Source organism: Streptococcus sp. HMSC057G03, assembly GCF_001808745.1.
GTDB lineage: Bacteria > Bacillota > Bacilli > Lactobacillales > Streptococcaceae > Streptococcus > Streptococcus parasanguinis_Z.
The window spans coordinates 25244-46442 of record NZ_KV794422.1 but is presented as its reverse complement, the minus strand read 5'-3'; the positions used below and the strand labels follow the sequence as shown (position 1 = coordinate 46442).

The 21199-nt window shown below is 42.5% G+C and carries 24 protein-coding genes; 2 read left to right on the top strand and 22 right to left on the bottom strand.

Annotation, left to right across the window (positions count from 1 at the left end):
- Positions 1-94: 94 nt before the first annotated feature.
- From yidD to HMPREF2686_RS03850, 14 genes are all read right to left on the bottom strand, one after another.
- A complete protein-coding gene (gene yidD, locus HMPREF2686_RS03915) occupies positions 95-337 on the bottom strand; it encodes a membrane protein insertion efficiency factor YidD (RefSeq protein ID WP_049472074.1) in 243 nt (80 codons plus the stop codon).
- Positions 334-1065 carry a pseudouridine synthase gene (locus tag HMPREF2686_RS03910; protein WP_070449279.1) on the bottom strand — a complete coding sequence of 244 codons (732 nt, stop codon included), beginning with the start codon at positions 1063-1065 and terminating at the stop codon, positions 334-336. Before HMPREF2686_RS03910 ends, yidD begins: the two co-directional genes overlap by 4 nt.
- The gene (gene scpB / locus HMPREF2686_RS03905) at positions 1055-1624 is read right to left on the bottom strand and encodes an SMC-Scp complex subunit ScpB (RefSeq protein ID WP_003017403.1); all 570 of its coding nucleotides are present in this window, start codon (positions 1622-1624) and stop codon (positions 1055-1057) included. The genes HMPREF2686_RS03910 and scpB overlap by 11 nt, the downstream gene beginning before the upstream one ends.
- Positions 1608-2327: a segregation/condensation protein A gene (locus HMPREF2686_RS03900; protein ID WP_024055478.1), complete on the bottom strand. Its 720-nt coding sequence runs from the start codon at positions 2325-2327 to the stop codon at positions 1608-1610. The genes scpB and HMPREF2686_RS03900 overlap by 17 nt, the downstream gene beginning before the upstream one ends.
- Positions 2327-3058 (bottom strand): site-specific tyrosine recombinase XerD, encoded by a 732-nt coding sequence (gene xerD, locus HMPREF2686_RS03895; protein WP_049486127.1) that lies wholly within the window; start codon positions 3056-3058, stop codon positions 2327-2329. The genes HMPREF2686_RS03900 and xerD overlap by 1 nt, the downstream gene beginning before the upstream one ends.
- Positions 3055-3516 carry a cyclic-di-AMP-binding protein CbpB gene (gene cbpB, locus HMPREF2686_RS03890; protein WP_021153703.1) on the bottom strand — a complete coding sequence of 154 codons (462 nt, stop codon included), beginning with the start codon at positions 3514-3516 and terminating at the stop codon, positions 3055-3057. The genes xerD and cbpB overlap by 4 nt, the downstream gene beginning before the upstream one ends.
- A complete protein-coding gene (locus HMPREF2686_RS03885) occupies positions 3513-4034 on the bottom strand; it encodes a metallophosphoesterase (protein ID WP_049472070.1) in 522 nt (173 codons plus the stop codon). The genes cbpB and HMPREF2686_RS03885 overlap by 4 nt, the downstream gene beginning before the upstream one ends.
- Positions 4007-4987 carry a nucleoside-triphosphate diphosphatase gene (locus tag HMPREF2686_RS03880; RefSeq protein WP_049472069.1) on the bottom strand — a complete coding sequence of 327 codons (981 nt, stop codon included), beginning with the start codon at positions 4985-4987 and terminating at the stop codon, positions 4007-4009. Before HMPREF2686_RS03880 ends, HMPREF2686_RS03885 begins: the two co-directional genes overlap by 28 nt.
- Positions 4984-5778 (bottom strand): glutamate racemase, encoded by a 795-nt coding sequence (gene racE, locus HMPREF2686_RS03875; RefSeq protein ID WP_049472068.1) that lies wholly within the window; start codon positions 5776-5778, stop codon positions 4984-4986. The genes HMPREF2686_RS03880 and racE overlap by 4 nt, the downstream gene beginning before the upstream one ends.
- Positions 5779-5855: 77 nt before the next feature.
- Positions 5856-6101, bottom strand: a complete 246-nt coding sequence (locus tag HMPREF2686_RS03870; RefSeq protein ID WP_013904022.1) for a YneF family protein — start codon at positions 6099-6101, stop codon at positions 5856-5858.
- A 55-nt stretch (positions 6102-6156) separates the two neighbouring features.
- Complete coding sequence (locus tag HMPREF2686_RS03865) at positions 6157-7407, bottom strand: diaminopimelate decarboxylase (protein WP_049472067.1); 1251 nt, start codon at positions 7405-7407, stop codon at positions 6157-6159.
- 95 nt (positions 7408-7502) lie between these two features.
- Positions 7503-8189 carry a Bax inhibitor-1/YccA family protein gene (locus tag HMPREF2686_RS03860; protein ID WP_003008369.1) on the bottom strand — a complete coding sequence of 229 codons (687 nt, stop codon included), beginning with the start codon at positions 8187-8189 and terminating at the stop codon, positions 7503-7505.
- A 28-nt stretch (positions 8190-8217) separates the two neighbouring features.
- A complete protein-coding gene (locus tag HMPREF2686_RS03855) occupies positions 8218-8709 on the bottom strand; it encodes an HDIG domain-containing metalloprotein (protein WP_013904023.1) in 492 nt (163 codons plus the stop codon).
- 82 nt (positions 8710-8791) lie between these two features.
- On the bottom strand, positions 8792-9538 hold the full coding sequence (locus HMPREF2686_RS03850; protein WP_049472066.1) for a TrmH family RNA methyltransferase: 747 nt from the start codon (positions 9536-9538) through the stop codon (positions 8792-8794).
- A 73-nt stretch (positions 9539-9611) separates the two neighbouring features.
- Between HMPREF2686_RS03850 and HMPREF2686_RS03845 the strand changes: the two genes are divergently transcribed.
- The gene (locus HMPREF2686_RS03845; protein ID WP_070449277.1) at positions 9612-9890 is read left to right on the top strand and encodes an acylphosphatase; all 279 of its coding nucleotides are present in this window, start codon (positions 9612-9614) and stop codon (positions 9888-9890) included.
- Between the two features lie 77 nt (positions 9891-9967).
- Positions 9968-10885 (top strand): membrane protein insertase YidC, encoded by a 918-nt coding sequence (yidC, locus tag HMPREF2686_RS03840; RefSeq protein ID WP_013904026.1) that lies wholly within the window; start codon positions 9968-9970, stop codon positions 10883-10885.
- Between the two features lie 160 nt (positions 10886-11045).
- Here the strand turns inward: yidC and greA are convergent, their stop codons facing one another.
- The 8 genes from greA to der form a co-directional block, all read right to left on the bottom strand.
- Positions 11046-11528: a transcription elongation factor GreA gene (gene greA, locus HMPREF2686_RS03835; RefSeq protein ID WP_013904027.1), complete on the bottom strand. Its 483-nt coding sequence runs from the start codon at positions 11526-11528 to the stop codon at positions 11046-11048.
- Between the two features lie 57 nt (positions 11529-11585).
- Complete coding sequence (gene mltG / locus HMPREF2686_RS03830) at positions 11586-13100, bottom strand: endolytic transglycosylase MltG (RefSeq protein WP_186822859.1); 1515 nt, start codon at positions 13098-13100, stop codon at positions 11586-11588.
- 71 nt (positions 13101-13171) lie between these two features.
- Positions 13172-13681: a GNAT family N-acetyltransferase gene (locus HMPREF2686_RS03825; RefSeq protein WP_186822858.1), complete on the bottom strand. Its 510-nt coding sequence runs from the start codon at positions 13679-13681 to the stop codon at positions 13172-13174.
- Positions 13682-13693: 12 nt separating this feature from the next.
- Positions 13694-14110, bottom strand: a complete 417-nt coding sequence (locus HMPREF2686_RS03820) for a GNAT family N-acetyltransferase (protein ID WP_049507065.1) — start codon at positions 14108-14110, stop codon at positions 13694-13696.
- Between the two features lie 81 nt (positions 14111-14191).
- The gene (murC, locus tag HMPREF2686_RS03815; RefSeq protein WP_003005130.1) at positions 14192-15526 is read right to left on the bottom strand and encodes a UDP-N-acetylmuramate--L-alanine ligase; all 1335 of its coding nucleotides are present in this window, start codon (positions 15524-15526) and stop codon (positions 14192-14194) included.
- A 9-nt stretch (positions 15527-15535) separates the two neighbouring features.
- Entirely contained in the window at positions 15536-16186 is a 651-nt protein-coding gene (locus HMPREF2686_RS03810; RefSeq protein ID WP_049507068.1) for a divisome accessory protein ZapJ, read from the bottom strand.
- Between the two features lie 55 nt (positions 16187-16241).
- On the bottom strand, positions 16242-19340 hold the full coding sequence (locus tag HMPREF2686_RS03805) for a pilus expression-regulating Snf2 family helicase (protein WP_049507069.1): 3099 nt from the start codon (positions 19338-19340) through the stop codon (positions 16242-16244).
- A 531-nt stretch (positions 19341-19871) separates the two neighbouring features.
- Complete coding sequence (der, locus tag HMPREF2686_RS03800; protein WP_031575509.1) at positions 19872-21182, bottom strand: ribosome biogenesis GTPase Der; 1311 nt, start codon at positions 21180-21182, stop codon at positions 19872-19874.
- Between the last annotated feature and the right edge of the window lie 17 nt (positions 21183-21199).

Sequence of the window (21199 nt, the reverse complement as noted above, 5' to 3'; positions counted from 1 at the left end):
CCCACTCAACCACTGCGTCTTGCTCTACAATCCAAAAATAATTGAGAGGCTAGGACTTTTGTCCCAGCCTCGTTTCTGTTTATTTGCGATCGTCCTATTTTGATTCTTCATTTCGCTTCAGACTAAAATGGTCTGGCAAGGGGTCCGGTCCTGCTTTGGTTCCAGGATGGCAACGTAGAATCCTCGCAATCCCCATCAAGACACCTTTCACACCAAAACGTTCAATCGCTTGGATCATATAATTGGAACAGGTCGGTTGAAAGCGACAAGAAGGCGAAAATAGGGGAGAAATCCATTTTTGATAGCCTCTGACCAGCGCAATCAGGATTATTTTCATGCTTTTTTAGATTTAGTCACTGCTAGATTGTGCAACTGGCTGATTTCTTTTTTATTCAAGCGACGGTATTCACCCGGACGTAGTCCTGAGACGTCCAAATTTCCAAATTGGATCCGAGAGAGTTTATCCACTAAAAGTCCCACAGCTTCAAACATCTTTTTAACCTGGTGGTTACGCCCTTCATGAATGGTCAACTGAACCACTGAACGGTTCTTTTCGACATCCACTTTTAAGATCTCGTAAGTCGCTGGCTTGGTTTTCTTTCCATCAATGGTCACCCCTCGCGTCAAGGGACGCAAGTTTTCCTTATTGGCAATCCCTTTGACACGCGCCACATAGACCTTATCAATTTCATTGCGCGGGTGAATCATCTCATCTGTAAAATCACCATCATTGGTCAAAATCAAGACACCAGATGTATCCCAGTCCAAACGTCCCACTGGGTAGATGCGCTCTGGTACTTGAGATAAAAGGTCAACGACTGTTGTCCGCCCTTTATCATCCGATACACTAGAGATGACGCCACGTGGCTTATTTAAAAGATAGTAGACCTTTTCTTCGTTATAGATTGGAGTCCCTTCTACTTCAACCTTATCTCCGGTTTTAATGATGGTCGCTAATTCACGCACAACTTGGCCATTGACTGTCACCAAGCCTTGCTTGATCAGTTCTTCGGCCTTGCGACGACTAGCCACGCCTGCATGGGCAATATATTTGTTAATTCTCATCTAGTTCCTCTGTTCTCTCTGAAAATAATTGACCTTCCTCTGGATCGATGTCCACTTCCTCAACCTTTGGCAATTCCTCCAAATGATTGATCCCCATATAATCCAAAAAATACTCCGTCGTGACATACAAATTAGGACGCCCGAGGACTTCTTTTTTTCCATCTTCACGGATCAGATCAAATGAAAGCAGTTTGGTAATAGCACCACTGGAATTGACGCCTCGAATATCATCGACCTCCACGCGGGTGATCGGTTGCTTATAAGCAATGATTGACAAGGTTTCAAGGGCAGCCCGAGACAAACTTTGGTTCATAGGCGTTCTAGAATAGTCTCGTAAAACCGAAGCGTAGTCTGCCTTTGTCACCAATTTATAACGGGAAGCTGTCTCCATCAAACACAGACTCGTATCTGTATCCTCCTGGTATTTTTGGGCCAATTTTTCTAAACTTTGCACCACACCTGTTGGGGGTAAAGAGAGAAGATCTGCGATTTGTCTGGCAGTAATTCCCTCTTCACCCGCTACAAATAAGAGTGCTTCAATTTCAGCTAATTTGCTCATGTTCAATCCTATTTAAGTAAATTTCTCCAAAAGCCCTATCCTGTACCACTGTGACCTCTTGAATCTTGATTAATTCAAGGGTTGCAAGAAATAGGGTAATGACCTCTTGGAGATCCGCTGCTTCTAGAAACAAGTCCTGCAAGAGAACTTGTGAGCGATCGTGGAATCGGTGACGCAGCTGGTCCATCAGATCCTCAATCTTGTATTCATCCTTTACAATGGTTGTATGGTTCTGGCGGAATTCTTCTTTTTTCTTGGTCAATAGTTTTGAGAAAGCCAAGAAGAGATCCACCGTGGTGCGATCATGAAGTAATTCGGTATCGTCATAGACCAATTCCATCTTTGGTTTCGAATAATAGAGGGCGCGCTCCTCGTGCTGCGAGGCCATCAACTCTCCTAATTGCTTGTAAGTACGGTACTCTTCCAATTGAGAAAGGAGATCCTGCTCTAGATCCTCTGCTTCATCCATCTCCTCTGCGACCTTAGGAAGAAGTCTTCGACTCTTGATCAGGGTTAGTTGACTAGCCATCAGCATGTATTCCCCTGCTACCTCTAGTTTCATAGCCTGGAGAGTCGCCAGATAAGCCAGGTACTGTTCAATCACCTCAATCAAGGGGACCTCATAGATATCCATCTGGTATTTAGAGACCAAGTGGAGCAAGAGGTCCAAAGGCCCTTCAAAATCTTTAATTTTAATATCCATTATTTATATTTTTCTAATGTCACCATGGTTTTTAGGCCCAATTCACGCGCAATACTAAAAAGATCCACACCGAGTTCTCGTTGTTTCAAAATATATTGCTCACGAATCGATTGTGCCGAAAGGTCTTGGTTGCCTTTTTCGATCAAGAAGGCTTCTAATTGTCGGAATCCCCACTGACGGGAGTATGATTTTCCTTTATTATCAAAGAGATAGACACCATCGAGGAAGAGTTGCAACTCTTCCAGTAAAGGCTCTGGAACTTTTAAAACCCGTTTTTGGCCATCTTTGCCCACTCGAATGACATGAAAGTCCAGCTGAATATCTTCGACCTTGACTTGGAGGATCTCACTTGGCAATAAGCCCATCTCCAGAATCAATAAGGCCATCAAGCGTCCCTGTGGGTTAGTTGATTCTTCCCAAAAATGGGTCAGATCCAACAATTCACGATCATGGGTCTTGACCGGTTGAATTTTAGGCAAGACCAAACGATGGTATTCAGAAATAAAGCGTTCTTGATACAAATAATATAAAAATTGGTTAACAGCGGATAATTTTCGTTTTTGAACCGCCGGTTTAAAATCTTTAATCGAAGCTTGGTAAATTCTCAAATTCGTCGGCGTCACTTTTCCATGAATTGATTCAATAAATTGGTCCAAATCATAGAAATAGGCTGACTGAGAATTTTCACTTAGTTCTTTTTGATCAATAAAACTTGCAATAAATTCTTTCATTTTGGAATCATCTCGTATTCATTTGAAAAATTATGCATTAGCGAATTGATGGCTTTGAGGATCGATTTCCGCGTAATAATCCCTTGGAAATAACCTTCTTCATCCACCACTGATAAGAAGGAGTCATCCACCAACTTGTGAAGGACTTCTGTCAAATTGAAGTCTAAGCCGATGACCCCGACCTCCTTCTTTGCAACGTCTACGATATCCATCGAGGCAAAAGTCTCCTCAGGAATCTCGTGTTTCAATTGATAAGATAGAATATCCGTTAGGGAGATCGTCCCCACAAACTTGCGTTCATCCGTCACTACCGGAATACGACTATAGCTAATCTGGCTCAACAACAAGACAGCATGGTCTACATTGTGGTTATCAATCAAGACCGCTAAATTTTTGGCCGGAGTTAAGAACGTTTCTTCCTGCGCCAGCAAGAAACGTTCAAATTCCTTTGCTATCATCTGCTAAACTCCTTTGTCAATTCAGGATACAACTCATGATCTCGCGTATAATACTCTACCTTGAAGTTAGAATCATCTATCTCAATTTTAGCATAGAGACACTCTCGAATCAGACCGCGTGGCTGACTAACGGATCCAGGATTCACAAAGAGGGTTCTTCCTTCCTTCCAAGCATCTGGGATATGAAGGTGGCCGTAAAGACAGATATCTGCTTCTTCCTCTTGGGCCCACAGATCCAATTTTTGAAAACTAAAATTGATCTGGAAGAGATGCCCATGGGTCTGGATGATTCGTGTTGGCCCTAGTTGGGTCACCAAGCGTTCTGGATAGCCATCATAAAAATCCATGTTTCCTTGGACAACGTGAATCCCTTCCCAGACAGGATCATCACTTTTTAGTTCAGAATCCCCATTGTGAAAGATCCCATCGACCTGGCCTAGGTATTTTTCTTTAATAGCTTCAACAATGGAGCGGTCTCCATGCGAGTCACTCATAACGATGATTGTTTGCTTTGCCATGATGGAAATACCTCCAATAACTTTTTAACAGCTAAAGCACGATGCGATTGTGTATTTTTTTCTTCAAGTGTTAATTCCGCAGCAGCACGGCCCGTTTCCCCAACTAAGAAGAGTGGATCATAGCCAAACCCGTTTTCACCCTTAGGTTCAAAATTAATATACCCTGGCCAATCAGCTTCAACCACCAAGCTTTCCTTGCCTGGCCTTGCGACCACCAAGGTCGTATGGAACTGGGCTGAACGGTCTTTCAAGTCAAAGACCATGGCCAATTCGTGCAACAATTTCGCATTATTTTCCGCATCTGTCGCACCAACTCCCGCAAAGCGAGCGGACCAAACTCCTGGTAAGCCTCCCAAGATATCTACCTTCAAACCTGAATCATCCGCTAAAACTGTTTTCCCAGTTAGCTCTGCGATGGTTTCAGCTTTTAGGCGGGCATTCTCCTCAAAGGTCATCCCTGTTTCTTCGACTTCTGGAAGCTCTGGATACTGATTGAGGTTTTCCACTTCAAAGCCCAGCTTTTCAAACATGTTACGGAATTCTTTGGTTTTTCCCTCATTTCGAGTCGCAATAAGAATCGTATCTTTGACCTTGTCTTGACCCAAAAAGGCTTCCAAATCCAGCCCATCACTTGGCAAATGCAAATAGAGCAATTTCCCTTTTTCAACCAAGAGCAAGGCTCCTTGACGCTGAATAATTTCAAAAGATCTTCCCTTGACTTCATTCATGATTTCAGTCAAAAAGGTTAGGAAACGAAAGGCTGATCCATAGCGCATCACCGATAGATTGAGAGGAAATCCTTCAGGATCCTTGGCAAAGAGAAGTTCCAGCTGGTCTAAAAGAGTGGAAGCTTCCGCAGGAACTTGACTAAATTGGTTGTAGTCTGCATCTTCTCCCCATTGGGCAATATACCAATCTTGGGAATCTTTGTATTCAAATAGTTTGTCACTCATAAATTTACGTGCTCCACATTCACTGAACGTTCTAGCCATTTTTCGGCAATCGCTGCAAAGCTATTAGCATTTGCAGTGGTATAAAAGCGGTGGGTCTTCTCTAAGAGTTCGCGGCTCTTATTGAGCTCAAAATAGTTTAATAAGACGGAAATATCCCGAACACACTCCGCTCCACTATCAATCAATTTGACATCCGGTCCCATCACATTTTGAATAATCGGTTTTAACAGAGGATAATGGGTACATCCCAAGACTAAGGTATCAACCTTTCCAACTAGTGGTTTTAGGGTTTCGTAAACCACCTTTTTGGTCACACTGGATGCCAATTCGTTTGATTCCACTAAAGGAACAAACTTGGGACAAGCTAAACTGGTGACTTTCATATCTGGTGCCAGACTTTGAATCTTCTCTTTATAAATTCCAGAAGAAACTGTCATCGGTGTCCCAATGACCCCAATTTTTTGATGGGTCGTTGATTTAATGGCTGCAGAAGCTCCGGGCAAGATCACTCCTAAAACAGGAATATCAAGTTTTTCCTTGACTTCTTCCCAAACCACTGCAGTCGCTGTATTACAAGCTAAAACAATCATCTTGACATTTTTGGTCAGAAGGAAGTTCACCATCTGCCAAGTATACTCGCGAATTTGGTCTGCTGGTCTAGGACCATAAGGTGCACGCGCTGAATCTCCAATATAGACGACATCTTCGTGAGGAAGCTGACGGAGCAATTCGCGGACAACAGTCAGGCCCCCTACTCCAGAATCTAAAAAACCAATCGGTCGGTTATCCATATCTCTTCCTTCCAAAAGGAGGGACTAAGAAATTCCTCCAAGCCCCTCTCATTTATTATCGTGAGATTGCCCCACTCTTATTTTTTCTTGTTTTTCGCCATTGCTGATTTTTGTTGAGTCACAATTTGGCGATAGACTTGTTGAACTTTTGCTTCGCTTGGACGTTGTCCGCTGGCACCTAAAAGCGTACGGACTGCTTCAACATTCAAACGGGGGTTTGATGCAAATTCTTTTTCAAATTGACGACGAAGCAAGAACATTCCTGCAACCATCCCACCAAAGAAAGCTAAAATAATCAACAAAATTCCTAAAAAGAGATTCATACAATTTTCTCCGATCCATTATTTTTACATAACTATCATTATATCAGACAATCGCTTATTTTTCAATGTCAAAGCCGTATAGTGTCGCAAGATAATCTTCTGGTTTTTCTGCTCGACGAATCAAACGGGCCTGCCCATCTTCTTGAAGCAAAACTTCTGCAGAACGCAATTTGGCATTGTACTGATACCCCATTGAAAATCCATGTGCTCCGGTATCATGGATCACGAGCAAATCTCCAATCTCCGTCACTGGTAATTCACGTTGTTTAGCAAATTTATCGTTATTTTCACAGAGACTTCCCACGACATCGACCACTTCAGTCGGTCCATCTGGACGATCCATATTGGTAATATGGTGATAAGCACCGTACATAGCCGGTCTCAGAAGGTTCACAGCTGAAGCATCGACACCCACATAGGTCCGGTAGGTTTTCTTTTTATGCGTCACTCTGGTTACCAAAAGACCGTGTGAAGCTAGCATAAAGCGACCAAGTTCGGTATAGATTTTCACATGACCAAGTCCTGCCGGTTTGAGAATCGCATCAAAAACGCGGTGCACGCCTTCCCCAATAATGGCAATATCATTTGGTTCTTGCTCTGGCTTGTAATTGACCCCAACTCCACCAGAGAGGTTGATGAAGCCCAAATGGACACCTGTTTTCTCGACGACTTCCACTGCCAATTCAAAAAGTTGACGCGCTAGCTCTGGATAATAATCGTTGGATACTGTATTAGAAGCTAACAAGGCGTGAATGCCAAACTCTTCCACCCCCAGTTCTTTCAACTCGATAAAGGCTTGGATCAATTGCTCCTTGGTCATTCCAAACTTAGCTTCTTCCGGATTGTCCATAATATCAGTTCCCAGTTCAAAGACTCCACCAGGATTATAGCGACATGAAATGACCTTGGGAATGCTGGTCACAGACTTCAAGAAAGCAATGTCTTCATAGGCATCCAGATTGATGGTTGCCCCTAATTCACGAGCATAGATGAACTCTTCAGCTGGCGTGTTGTTAGAAGAAAACATGATCTCTTTTCCACTAAAGCCAAGTTTATCTGCCATTAACAATTCGACGTAGCTGGCAGTGTCAACTCCACAGCCCTCTTCTTGCAAAATTTTTAGGATCGATGGATTCGGAGTCGCCTTGATGGCAAAGTATTCTTTAAATCCTTCATTCCAAGCAAAAGCTCGATGGAGGGCACGAGCCGTTTCACGAATTCCTGCTTCATCATAGAGATGAAAAGGGGTAGGAAATTCTTGGGTCAGGCTTTCTAATTGTTCACGGGTTACAAAAGGTATTTTCATAAGTACTCATTTCTATTCTGTAGTCACTATAAGTATAGCACAAGTCGGAAGACAAAAAAAGCCGAGGCTATTGCCCCAGCTCAATCTCTCTTTGATTAGTCGTTTCTTCCAAAGATACGAAGAAGGCTGATAAAGAGGTTGATAAAGTCAAGATACAGTTCCAAAGCCATGGCCACTGCCCAGCCTGTCGCAGGTTGACCATTGGTTTGATCATAGACATAGCGGATTTTTTGGTTATCCCAAGCTGTCAATCCTGCAAAGAGGAAGACAGAGATAATACTCAAGATATAATCCATGCCAGAACTTCTCAAGAACATGTTCACAACAGAAGCGATGATCACACCAATCAAGACTCCCATCAAGGCACGTCCCATTCCAGAAAGGTCTTTTTTCACGACGCGTCCGATAGCTCCCATGACAATAAACATCAAGGCACTGACCAAGAAAGCCTTATAAACCGTCGCTTGCATGTAGCGAGCAATGATAAAGCTCAAGGTAAAGCCATTCAAAGCTGAGTAGATCAAGAAGATCGGAAGAGCAGACGGGCTATTTTTAACAGCCTTCCCACTGGCAACAAAGACCAAGATCAATTCTACAACAACTGCTGCGTAGTAAACCATTGGTGCTGTTGTCAAGATTTGAACGAAGAAGTCTTGAAAGACCGTCATCATCAGGCCAGACACAAGGGCTGAAATCCCAACACCAATTCCTACTAATGAATAGATTTTGTTATAAAAAGCATTCAATCCACTTTGTTCTTGGATTACTGAATCATTATACATATAAACAAGTTCCTTTCAAATTTGTTTACTAAGATTTTAACATTTTTCGATGAAAAAATCTCCTTTTGGCCATCTTTTTACGCCAAGGTTCTGAAGCTTCCTTAACAGCCCAGTATTTATCCACCATGGTCACCACGAAGGATTCTTTGTAGCGAGGCGGAGCAAGGGTAGCCCCCCACATGTGTTTAATGATGATATCTTCTTCCTTAGCATTAAGATCTGTAATCTTTCGCGCATTTCTCACGGCAATGCGTGGATGAATCCAGGCGTGACTCTTGGTAAACTTGGTCTCGCGCCAATCATAGTAAAAGAGGTCATGCAAGAGGCCACCCCGAGCCGTACTTTTGGCATCCCAACCAAATTTTTTAGCCAGTTTATAACTAGTATAGCTAACATGAATGGAATGCTCCAAACGATTGGAATGAATATGATGGGGGATGTCGGCTAATTTTTGAACCTTAGGGTGCTGGATCAACTGTCCCACATAGGTCATGTATTCTTTGTCACGATGATATTGCATCAGATCACCACCTTTCCTTGATAGGCTCTCCCAATAAGATTTCCACCAATTTCTTTTTTCAACTTAAGTATACTGCTTTTTCTCAAAAATTCCTTAAATGAAACATCAAAATTCCAGCAGCTACTGCAACATTCAAACTCTCAGCCCGACCCGGCATGGTAATATGAACAAGCTGGTCGGCTCGTGTAGCCATTTCTGGACTGATGCCCTTGCCTTCATTGCCCATAACCAGGATAAACTGATTAGTCTGTGGAAGCTGACGGTAATCGATGGAAGCTTCTGATAGCGTCGTTGCGAGGACCGCTAGATTGGATTGACTAGCTCGTTCAAACAGTTCTTCTCGGTCCATTTTCCAGATAGGAAGATGGAAATGACTGCCCTGCATGGATCGAAGAGTCTTGAGACTGTATAGATCTGCGGATGCTTTCGAAAGCATGACACCATCAAAGCCGGCTGCATCTGCTGTTCGAATCATGGTTCCCACATTACCTGGATCTTGGACATCCTCCAAATAGAGGTAACGACCTTGTAACTGATCTGGAAGTTCTGGCTGCTCTATAAGAATCTCTGCGACAATTCCTTGAGGGGTCTTCGAATCAGCCAAGAGACTCAAGATCTCCGAAGTCACGACAGTGACGTTTTGGATATTCTCTACGCGGTCTAAATAGGCTTCTAAAACAAAGACCTGACGAATGATCGCCTGATTTTCTAGTGCCTCTTCAAAGAGATGCCAACCTTCAATGAGATAGGAATCTGTCCGATATTTTTTTTGATGTAATTTTTTAGCATTTTTGATTACATTATTGGATTTAGACGTTATAATATTCATAGACCTATTATAGCACAAAGAAAAAGAAGAAATCATGCCTCAGATAGATTTCTTCGAGTCAAGGAGGATGCACATGCAAAAGGTAAAAATGATTGCCCAAGGACGGGTTCAAGGAGTTGGTTTTCGCTGGGGAGTCTGCAGTCTTGCTATAGAGATCGGTGGGATTACTGGCCGTGTCTGGAACAATGACGATGGGACGGTTGGTATTCTAGCTCAGGCAGAGTCTAGCAGTCAAATGGCCAAATTCATCCAAGAAATACGCAAAGGTCCCACGCCGTTTGCGCATGTGACTTATTTGGATGTTACGCTAGCAAACTTTGAAAACTATAGGGACTTCAAAATTTCAAATTAAGACTAGAGAACTATTGTGTATTTTCAAAAAAAACAGTAGAATAGAAAGGTAACATTTTAAAAAAGAAGGAACAATTTGTGAAAAAAAATAAACTTGCATTATTGGCATCGATGGGACTAGCTTCGCTCGTCTTCTTATCAGGATGCGTGAGTGTCGATCGGAAAACTGGAAATCCAACTGGATTGATCTGGAATCTTCTTGGCCGTCCAATGGGCGAAGCCATCAAATTCTTTGCCAACAACCTTGGCTTGGGCTTTGGGATCGGGATTATTATCGTCACCTTGATCGTGCGTTTAATCATCTTGCCACTTGGTTTGTACCAATCATGGAAGGCAACCTACCAATCTGAAAAGATGAACTACTTGAAGCCTATCCTTGGACCAATCCAAGAGCGCATGAAGAACGCTAGCACACAAGAAGAAAAGCTATTGGCGCAACAAGAATTAATGGCTGCTCAACGTGAAAATGGGGTCAGCATGTTTGGTGGAGTTGGATGTTTACCACTCTTGATCCAAATGCCATTCTTCTCTGCCCTTTTCTTTGCGGCTCAGCACACCAAAGGGGTAGCAGAAAGTAGTTTCCTTGGTATTGCTCTTGGAAAACCAAGCTTGCTCTTGACAGCTATCGTAGCGGTTCTCTACTATATCCAAAGTATGCTCTCTCTTCATGGGATTGAAGATGAAACCCAAAAGGAAAGTATGCGTAAAGCATCACTGATGAGCCCGATTATGATCGGTGTCTTCTCATTGATCTCTTCAGCCGGAGTGACTCTTTACTGGGTAGTCGGTGGGGTGATCCAAATTATCCAACAATTTGTCATCAACTACTTGATTCGTCCAAATCTTCGCAAACGGGTCGCTGAGGAATACAAAAACAATCCTCCAAAAGCGACTAGTCACCGTGTGAAAAAAGATGTCACACCTACTGCAACGACACAAATCCAACACAAACCAAAAAACAACCGCAATGCAGGAAAACAACGCAATAGAAAGTAGTACAAACTACTAAATTCTAGCTAAAATAGAGCAGCACTTGAACCTTTTAGTTCAAGTGCTTTTTTGATACCATTCAGTCAGTCAAGGAAGAATTTTTACCCTCACAAGAGGAGTAAGAGCACAAAAAAGCAGGCCCTCTTGGAGAGCCTGCGTTTTATAGTTACGCTGTTTTTTCTACGTTCAAAATTTTCACTTGGTAGCTTCCAGCTGGTGTTTCAACAGTGACCACATCACCTGTCTTCTTACCAATCAAAGCGTGACCGATTGGGCTTTCGTTAGAGATCTTGCCAGCAAAGGCATCTGCCCCTGCTGAACCGACGATGCTGTATACTTCCTCATCTGTTTCGCCAACTTCTTGGACTGTAACGGTTTTTCCAATCGCAACTTCGTCTACTGCAACAGCGTCACTATCAACGATTTCTGCATAACGGATTTTTGTTTCCAAGCTAGAGATTTGACCTTCAACAAAAGCTTGTTCATCTTTTGCTGCTTCATACTCAGAGTTTTCTGAGAGGTCACCATATGAACGAGCGATCTTAATCCGTTCTACCACTTCAGGTCGACGGACCAATTTCAATTCTTCTAATTCTAGTTCTAATTTTTCTTTTTCTGCTAGGGTCATTGGATATGTTTTTTCTGCCATTATTCTTCTCTTTCTATTATTTGAATGAAAAAGCTGTGGACGCGCCACATGCTTTTTCTAGTTTGAACTTGCTTGTGTCAATTTACTATTGACGTGTTCTTCAACATTTTTATTATGTTCTTCATATGTCTTAGCGAAGAAGACTTCACCATTTTCGACATTTGCGACAAAATACAAGTAGTCTGTCTTACTTGGGTTCACCGCCGCTTCGATCGCTGATACTCCAGGGTTATCCACTGGACCAGGCATCAAACCGGTATTCTTATAAATATTATAAGGTGAATCCAGCTCTGTATTGATCGTTGCATCTTCTTTTAAGGTCGTCTTTTGACCAAGTTTCCCTTCTGCATAAAGAATTGCAATATTACTTTGCAAAGGCATGTCTTGGTTCAAGCGGTTATAGAAGACACTCGCGATATCTTTGCGGTCCTGATCCGTCGCCCCTTCTTTTTCAACCAAGGAAGCAAGAGTCAATACTTCGTTTACATTGATGTTCTTGCTCTCAAGTGTTTCATAGTATGGGCTTAAGTTTTGATCCATTGCCGCAAGCATCTGATCGATCATCTCTTTCACTGTGGTATCTTTCCCATAGTTATAAGTTGCTGGGAAGAGATAACCTTCTAAACGGTAGCGAACACCAGAATCCTTACTTGGCAGATTCGCCAAGAGCTTAGGATATTTGGCCACCATCTTCTCAATAAAGGCATCGTCTTGGACAGCCTTCAAGAAATCCTCTTTCTTAAATGGAGTCTTGCCTGCCTTCTTAGTGGAGACATCGGTTGTGATAGCCGTCGCAATCTGATCGATCGTATAGCCTTCTGGAATCGTCACCTTCCCAAGAACTGGGGCCTGAGGAGTTTTGGTTCCCTCTTCCTGCAGTTTTTGGATGATGGTTTCTAAATCCATGCTCTTTTGAAGGTTGAAATAACCGGATTTGAAATTGCTATAGTTCTTGAACTTGGTATAGTAGTTAAAGAACTGACCATTTTTCACGAGTCCTTTTTTCTCAAGGATCGCGCCAATCTCACGATTACTTGAACCCGCTGGAATCTCAACCGTCACGAATTCTGTTGCATTTTTATCCATTGGCTTGACAGCTGAATGGATATAGGTCGCTGCAAAGATCCCTGTAGCCACGATCACAATCAGCAAAAGGCTGACCACTGTCCGCACAATTCGCTTAGCGATTTTATTTTGTTTCTTTTGTTTTTGTTGGCGCTGGTTACGAGAAGAGCGCGATAAGCTTTCCTCTACCGGTTCCTGACTTGGTTCTTTTGGAGCAGGCTTTGTGAGCTCACTCTTTTCTTCTACAATAGGAGTCGCCTTTTCTGGCTCCACTGGTATTTCTGTGGAAGCCACAACAGCTTCTTCTTTTGGAGGTGGTGTTGCTTCTTCCTCCTCTTTCAGTGAAGAAGGGGTTTCAATGCTTCGATCAGGTAGATCATACTCTTTTTCGATCTTTAGAAGTTGCTCATTTGCCTCTTCTAAATCTCTGAGGATCTGCTCTTTGAAGCTTAATAACTTCTCACTGTCTTGTGATTTATCAGTCAAATAATTGACCTCCCTCATCATAATCCTTAATATTATATCTTAAAAGATTTAGAAAAGCAATACAAATCGCCTTTCTTCTTCAAAATACCTATTTAATCAAGGTTTTCATTTTCCCAGACCAGATTGTACCAAACTTCACCCGCATATTGGGATTTCGAAAGACCTTCATTGGTGAATCCTTGCTTCTCGTAATAAGGAATCAAATAATCATGACAGGTCAGATTGATCCCTTGACGATGATCTTTCACCGCAATCTCTTTGAGCGCATCAAGCAAGAGGGTTCCAACCCCTAGTCCTTGGGCTTCTTTGGCAATGGATAGACTCGTGATGGAAATAAAACCCTGTTCTAGATGGCTTAGATCTTCAACCTTTGAAAAAGAGGAATCGATCAAATAGCGCTCCGGTCTAACAGGTCCTTCTAAGTACCCTAAAATCTGACCTTGGCACTCTGCTACAAGAAAAGTCGCTTGAATCTTTTCAATGTGTTCTTTTAAAATCTCACGCGCAATCGCTTCTTCTTCTGAAAAATTCTCAAGCTCAATGCGCTCGATAGCGTCCAAATCCTGCAGCTCTGCTTGTCTAATGTGAATTTTTTCTTTCATCATTTACTCTTTCTATCGTACCCAAACCATATGGACACCTTGATCAGACTCAGCTTCATCTCGAAATCCTTGCTGGGCAAAGTAAGAAAGTAAATCTTCTGAACAATCGATCCAAATGGCTTTCTTTTCCTTTTGAACAGCTAGATCTTTTAAAGCAGCAATCAGAATCGCACCATAGCCTTGACCTTGAAAAGTTGGTCTCACTGCTAATCGCAATACGATGAGGTCCCCCTTTACATGCTGGTCTTCTGTCGCCAACAAGTAAGCCACAGTATCGCCACCCTGCTCTGCAAGCAAAGAAATGGCTTCCTTCGAACCTAGCGCTTCCTCAAGAGTGGCCCTGTGCTTCTTTCCTTCATTGTCATGAAGTTCTTCTTCTAGCAATAACAGCTGTTCTTGATCAGCTGGGGTGATTGATCGAATCATCATCCTGCTCTCCTCATTTCATGATTCTTCAGCGGACAGATAAATTTGAGTCTGGAACCAATCGATTCCAGACTCAATCATCTCTTATTGTACACTATGTGTCAAACTAGATAATAAACGCTCAAATGAGTATTCATAGGTTTGAATATCTCCTGCTCCCATAAAGACATAAACTGCATTGTCATGGTCAAGAAGAGGAGAAACATTCTCAGCTGTAATAATCGCTGAACGTTTGACAATTTTTGCTTCCAAGTCTTCAACTTTCACATCGCCGTGATCGACTTCCCGTGCAGAACCATAGATCTGTGCCAAGTAAACAGCATCTGCTTGATTCAAGGCTTCAGCAAATTCATCCAACAAGGCAATGGTCCGTGTAAAGGTATGTGGTTGGAAAATCGCCACAATCTCTTTACTTGGGTATTTTTGACGGGCTGCATCCAAGGTTGCAATAATTTCCGTTGGATGGTGCGCAAAGTCATCGATGATCACTGTTCCATTGACTACTTTTTCAGTAAAGCGACGTTTCACTCCAGCAAAGGTCTTCAAATGCTCGCGGACTAAATCTAAATCAAATCCTGCAATGTAAAGCAAACCAATGACTGCTGTGGCATTCATGATGTTGTGGCGACCAAAAGTTGGGATATGGAATTGCCCCAAATCTTCTCCACGGAAATGAACGTTGAAGGTTGAACCAGTCGTTGAACGAAGCAAGTTGCTTGCCACAAAATCGTTCGTCTCCTTATCAAAACCATAGTAATAAATTGGTGCTGATGAGGTAATCCGACGCAATTCTTTGTCTTCTCCGTAGATGAAGAGGCCTTTGCTGATTTGTTTGGCATAATCGTTAAAAGCATTAAAGACATCTTCCAAGCTCGTGAAATAGTCTGGATGGTCGAAGTCAATATTGGTGATGATGCTGTATTCAGGATGGTAAGGCATAAAGTGGCGTTCATACTCATCTGATTCAAAGACAAAGTATTTGGCTGCTGCAGAGCCACGACCTGTCCCGTCACCAATCAAATAACTGGTGTCAGTGATATTTGATAAGACATGCGAAAGCATCCCTGTTGTCGAAGTTTTCCCGTGTGCTCCGGCAACCCCCATACTGACGAAGTCACGCATAAATTCACCAAGGAATTCATGGTAGCGTTTATAGGTTAGGCCATGCTCATCTGCATAAGCGATTTCCACATTGTTATCTGGACGGAAAGCATTCCCGGCAATGAGGATCTTGTCGCCTTCCAAATTTTTCACATCAAATGGATAAATTTGAATTCCTGCTTGTTCCAAGCCACGTTGCGTAAAGTAATACTTCTCAACATCTGACCCTTGAACTGTATGTCCCATTTGGTGAAGCATGAGGGCTAAAGCACTCATCCCTGCTCCTTTAATTCCAATAAAATGGTATGTATTAGACATGTTTTCTCCTTATTCTTGATCTAGATGGGTTAAATCCAATTCTTGTTTGATCGGCTGTGGTTTCAACTTGTGCTGATCTTTATTGTATATTTGGCTAGTCTTTAAGAAATCATAATTGTTTTTCTTTTCAGTCGGTTCTGCCACTTCTGGTTCTCCTGCAGATTCGAACTCTGCAAGGATCAACTGATCTTGTCGCAATCGTTTGCTATATTTCAATAACTCGCCTGGGTTTTCCTTTTGGAAGGGAGCTGTTGGCTGACCAGGTTTCCGTTCTGAAATAAACGGTTTTTTCCGCTTACTTGTAGTAGCTGCTGGATCCGTTGTCAGATAGGGAGCTGTGCGTTTCTTTTTCAGATCTTCACGCGCACGCTCTCTCGCTTCCTCTGCATAACGATTGGCAGGGCTTTTTTTATCAATCGGCTCTTTAAAATCAGGTTTTCTTACTGGCCGTCTTTTCGGTAGGGGCTCTTCTAGTGGTTGATGGTAAGGATGCTTAGGTTTGGTATTTTCAGCAATCGGTTGCCATTCCAAAAAATTTTTATCCACATAGTCGCCTGTAATGTTACTAATCAAATCTGTTTCATCGTACAGGTTCATGTGGGGCATCTCTGTTAACATCAACTCATTATCCCCTACTTGAGGAAAATATTTTTCTGTCATGCTTTCTTCCTTTCGACACTCCATTAATTATAAACTATTCACAGAATTTTTCAAGCTATTCTGACTGAATTCCAAGAATCTCACGAATTTCCTCAACCGATAAACTGGATCGTGTTTCCGTTCCATCTAAAATCGTTGAGACCAAGTGTCTTTTGGAATCTTGTAGTTCTTGGATTTTTTCTTCGATCGTACCACGAGTAATCATGCGGTAAACTTCAACATTTTGTTCCTGACCCATTCGATGGGCACGTCCAATAGCCTGGTCTTCCACTGCAGGATTCCACCACAAATCGACTAAGATGACCGTATCGGCACCAGTGAGGTTCAATCCAACCCCTCCAGCCTTCAGAGAAATGAGAAAAGCATGGCGCTCACCTGCATTAAAAGCATTGGTCATTTCTTGTCGATCTTTAGCGGGAGTAGAACCTGTGATTTTAAAGGAGGTCATGCCAAGCTGGTCAATTTCCTGCTCTAGGATATCCAGCATGCCTCTAAATTGAGAGAAGATCAAAACCCGGTGTTCACCATCCTTGATTTGACCCAAAAGATCTCGAAGGCTCTCCAATTTCCCACTATCTCCCTGATAGTCTTCCATAAAGAGGGCGGGGGTATCACAGATTTGGCGAAGGCGCATGAGACCCGAGAGAATTTCCACCTTGCTCCGATTTAGTTCTTCCTCACTAGAGGTTCGAACTCGATCTTGAATTTGTTTTAATTGAGCCAAATAGATCGTTTTTTGGCTTTCGTCCAGCTCATTGTGATAGGTTGTTTCAATCAAGTCCGGTAATTCTTGGAGCACTTCATTTTTTTTCCGTCTCAGGACAAAAGGTTTGACAAATCGCGCAATAGTCTCAGGACTCAACTTTTGAAATTCTTTTTTAGCTGGAAACAGACCAGGAAGAACAATTTGGAAAATGGACCAAAGCTCTCCTACATGGTTCTCAATCGGTGTCCCAGATAGCGCAAATATATGCGGCACCTCAAATCCACGTAAGTGTTGAGCAATCTTGGTTTGGGCATTTTTCATGACCTGAGCTTCATCTAGAATTAGGTATTCATATTGATTTTTCTGGTATTCCTCCACATCCTGACGGAAAGAGGCGTAACTCGTAATGACTACCTGAGGATTGGTTGCAATGAGTTCATCGCGATGTTGCTTGAGGCCGTAGACGACTGCCACTTCCATCTGAGGAGCAAATTTTGAAAATTCTTGTTTCCAGTTGTAGATGAGACTGGACGGAGCTAGAATTAAGATTTTAGTTTCTTTTTTTGCAACACTGGTCAAAAAGGAAATGGTCTGCAGGGTTTTCCCAAGCCCCATATCATCCGCTAAAATACCACCAAAACCATAATGATTTAGCATGGAGAACCATTTGACCCCTGTCTCTTGGTAATCCCTCAGGGTCGCTTGGATTGTCATCTGAGGGAGTTTGAAGTCTTCTGGATGAGTCAAATCATGAGCTAAATTTCGAAATTCTTCTGAAAAATGAACATTGTCTTGATCTGCCAACAAATCAGATAGCTGATAAGCAGCAATCCGGCGGGCTTGTAGTTTCCCACCCTTGCTCATTTTCGCTCGCAGATCTGCTAAGGCTCGACTGATCTTCTTGGTTTCTTCATCAAAAACAAGGACCTTCCCTGTATGGCTGACAAAATAATCTTCTTGCCCCACAAGAGCTTTGAGGACCTGATCCACTTCAGCTGGATCCACACTTTCAAAGTCAAAACCGATCTCCAGTAGACTGCCATTGGTTTTAACATCAATTTTTGGACGCTCCACTTGATAAAGATCTAAAAGGCTATCAGAGAGGGTAACCTCTCCTAAGGCTTCAAAAGTTGGGATCTGTTGGTGAAAGAATGGATAGATTTGCTCACTTGATAAAGGACTTCTTTGGGAAGAAAAGTCGTCTGTAAAACCTGCTGCTAGCATAGTTGAAAAGACTTCTTGCTCCTTATCGAAATCACTGGAATAAGGAAGATTGAGAAGTTCCTCACGCGTGGTCACCACACGATCCTGGTATTGAAAGACTACATCCAGTAAAACAGTCTGGTCCTGTGCTAGATCAAAATGAAATTCTGGAGTGAAATCGTGGATTAAAAAGCTGGTCGGAGCTGTTATTTGCCCCAGTTTTTTGAACTCTTTTAAACTATAGGAAAGTTTGGTCTGATCCGTTGGATCAAAATGCAGGCGTTTTTTGCGATCCTGATCCATTGGAAGATCTTGGATGGCCTTCCATAGGGTTCGCTGTTGGGGCGTCAGGTGATAGAAAACACCATTTCGAAACAGGTAATTAGCTGACTCGACAACTTTCACTTGTGGCTCCGTAATGATCAATTCGTAAAAATCACCATGGTCTTCCACCTGAAAATGAAAGAGATCTTCCTCTCCATGGACATCCTGAAAATAGACCTCTGAAAAGTCATACAAGCTATATTGCAGGAGAAAAGAGTCCAAATTCATCAGTAATTCCACAGCTTCTTCAAAAAGAGTCGGTGGAAAATAGAGATGGCGCCCAGCATTTGGAAAGAAATCTTGCTCTTTCGATCCACTATCTGTGACCAAGCCCTGTAGGAAATTGATCACATCCTGGCTAGCCCCATCAAATTCTAAGTAAGAAATGGGTTCATAATAACTTTTGCCAATGGCAAAGTGTCCTTCTTTCTGAAGGGTCTGCAAAAAAGCTAGCACATCTCTGATCACATAAGAGCGCTCATCTGGTAAGCGACGAATGCGCAGTGTCCACAAGAATTGACCAGAGTATTCGTCCTCCTGCCCAACGGCTGATAAGACATAGCGGGTCTCTTTCTTTTCGATTTTTGGAAGGACCTGGTCTAAAAACAAACTTCCAAAAGAGACCTTTTCCTGAGTTTCCTCTGTTGCAGTGGCATCTTCTTCAAGACTTGAAAGAGCTGCTTTCCCACTGTCATCATTCTTCAGATAAGCTTCTACAGCTGCCAGATGTGTACAGAATTTTTTCTTTTGAAAGAAAGTACAGCTACAAAAAACGGCATCGTCATCCAAACTGTACCGCAAGCTTTCTTCTTCCACCCGAAAATACAGGTATTTTTCTTTTACTTCCTGAAGGGAAACTTTCCCATCTTCATAGAGAAGGCTCCCTTGTGAACGAACCTTCCCAGGAATTAATTTTGCCATCTTTACCACCTTAGATTAATCCCTTTATTATACCATATTTCAAAGTATAGTTAAAATTAATTCGATAAAACTGATTAAAATAGGCGTTTTCGGGCAATCTACTATTCAATTATCCCCAAATGATTAGAATGAGGGAGGCCCCATAAAGGATGGCCTACCCCAAAAAGACCAAAGTATTTTTTAAGAATTTCCTCATGATACGCACAAGTGCCAATAAGCATAACAAAGAAATAAACAGTAGGCATTCTATATTAGACATGGTTACCTTCCTTTTCTATCCATTAAAGCACATCAGGCTTTTTCTTTGAATTAGTTAATCTTTCAGATGTTCATATAAAAAAGGACTCTTCTTGTCTCTCGCGGTCGACAAAGAGTCCTATTTAGTTCTTTTTTACAGTTAGAATGATCCATTCATCTCCTTTTTCAAAGGACTGACAAGATCTTCTTGGCACCTTGACTACCTAACTGTTAAGTGAAGGATGGCAAGACCAGCAAATAGTCTACTAGTATTAGTTTCCTGAGGCACTCAGGCTACTTCCGTTTTCGCGCGATCAAATGGATCGGGGTTCCTTCAAAGACAAAAGCTTTTCGAATCTGGTTTTCCAAGAAACGAAGATAAGAGAAGTGCATCAGTTCTTCTTCGTTAACAAAGACCACAAAGGTTGGTGGTTTAGTTGCCACTTGTGTCGCATAGAAGATCTTGAGGCGTTTTCCTTTATCTGTCGGTGTCGGATTAATGGCAATCGCATCCATAATCACATCGTTCAAGACAGCTGAAGGAATCCGCGTATTTTGACTCTCACTGATCTGTTTGATCATCTCTGGCAACTTGTGCAAGCGTTGTTTGGTTAAGGCAGAGACAAAAACAATCGGCGCATAAGAAAGGTATTGGAATTGATCGCGAATGTCATCTTCCCACTGCTTCATGGTATGGTTGTCTTTTTCAATAGTATCCCATTTATTGACAACAATGATCATCCCTTTTCCAGCTTCATGAGCAAAGCCAGCGATCCGCTTGTCATACTCCCGAATCCCTTCTTCGGCATTGATAACCATCAAAACCACATCTGAGCGGTCGATGGCACGCATGGCACGCATGACAGAATATTTCTCAGTGTTTTCATAGATTTTACCAGATTTGCGCATACCAGCTGTATCGATCATGGTAAATTCTTGGCCATCTGCATCGGTAAAATGGGTATCGATAGCATCCCGTGTGGTTCCAGCAACAGGGCTTGCGATGACCCGGTCTTCTCCAAGGATCGCATTGATCAAGCTTGATTTCCCAACATTTGGACGACCAATCAAGCTAAATTTGATGATATCTGGATTTTCTTCTTCTGTGTCATTCGGAAGATTTTCGATGATGGCATCGAGAACATCCCCAGTTCCGATCCCGTGGACAGAGGATACCGGTAGTGGCTCGCCCAGTCCTAAGGCATAAAAGTCATAGATATCATTGCGCATCTCTGGGTTATCCACCTTGTTGACTGCAAGAATAACCGGTTTATGGGTCTTATACAAGATACGTGTGACATATTCATCCGCATCCGTGATCCCTTCTTTTCCAGAAACAACAAAGACGATCACATCTGCTTCGTCCATGGCAATTTCTGCCTGATGCTTGATTTGCTCCATAAATGGGGCATCTACGTCATCAATTCCCCCCGTATCGATGATACTAAATTTTCGATTCAACCACTCAGCTGTTGCATAAATGCGGTCACGAGTGACTCCTTCTACATCCTCAACGATGGAAATCCGCTCACCGGCAATCCGGTTAAAGAGTGTAGATTTTCCGACATTGGGACGGCCTACAATCGCAATAGTTGGTAGGGCCATGATTTCCTCTTTTCTAA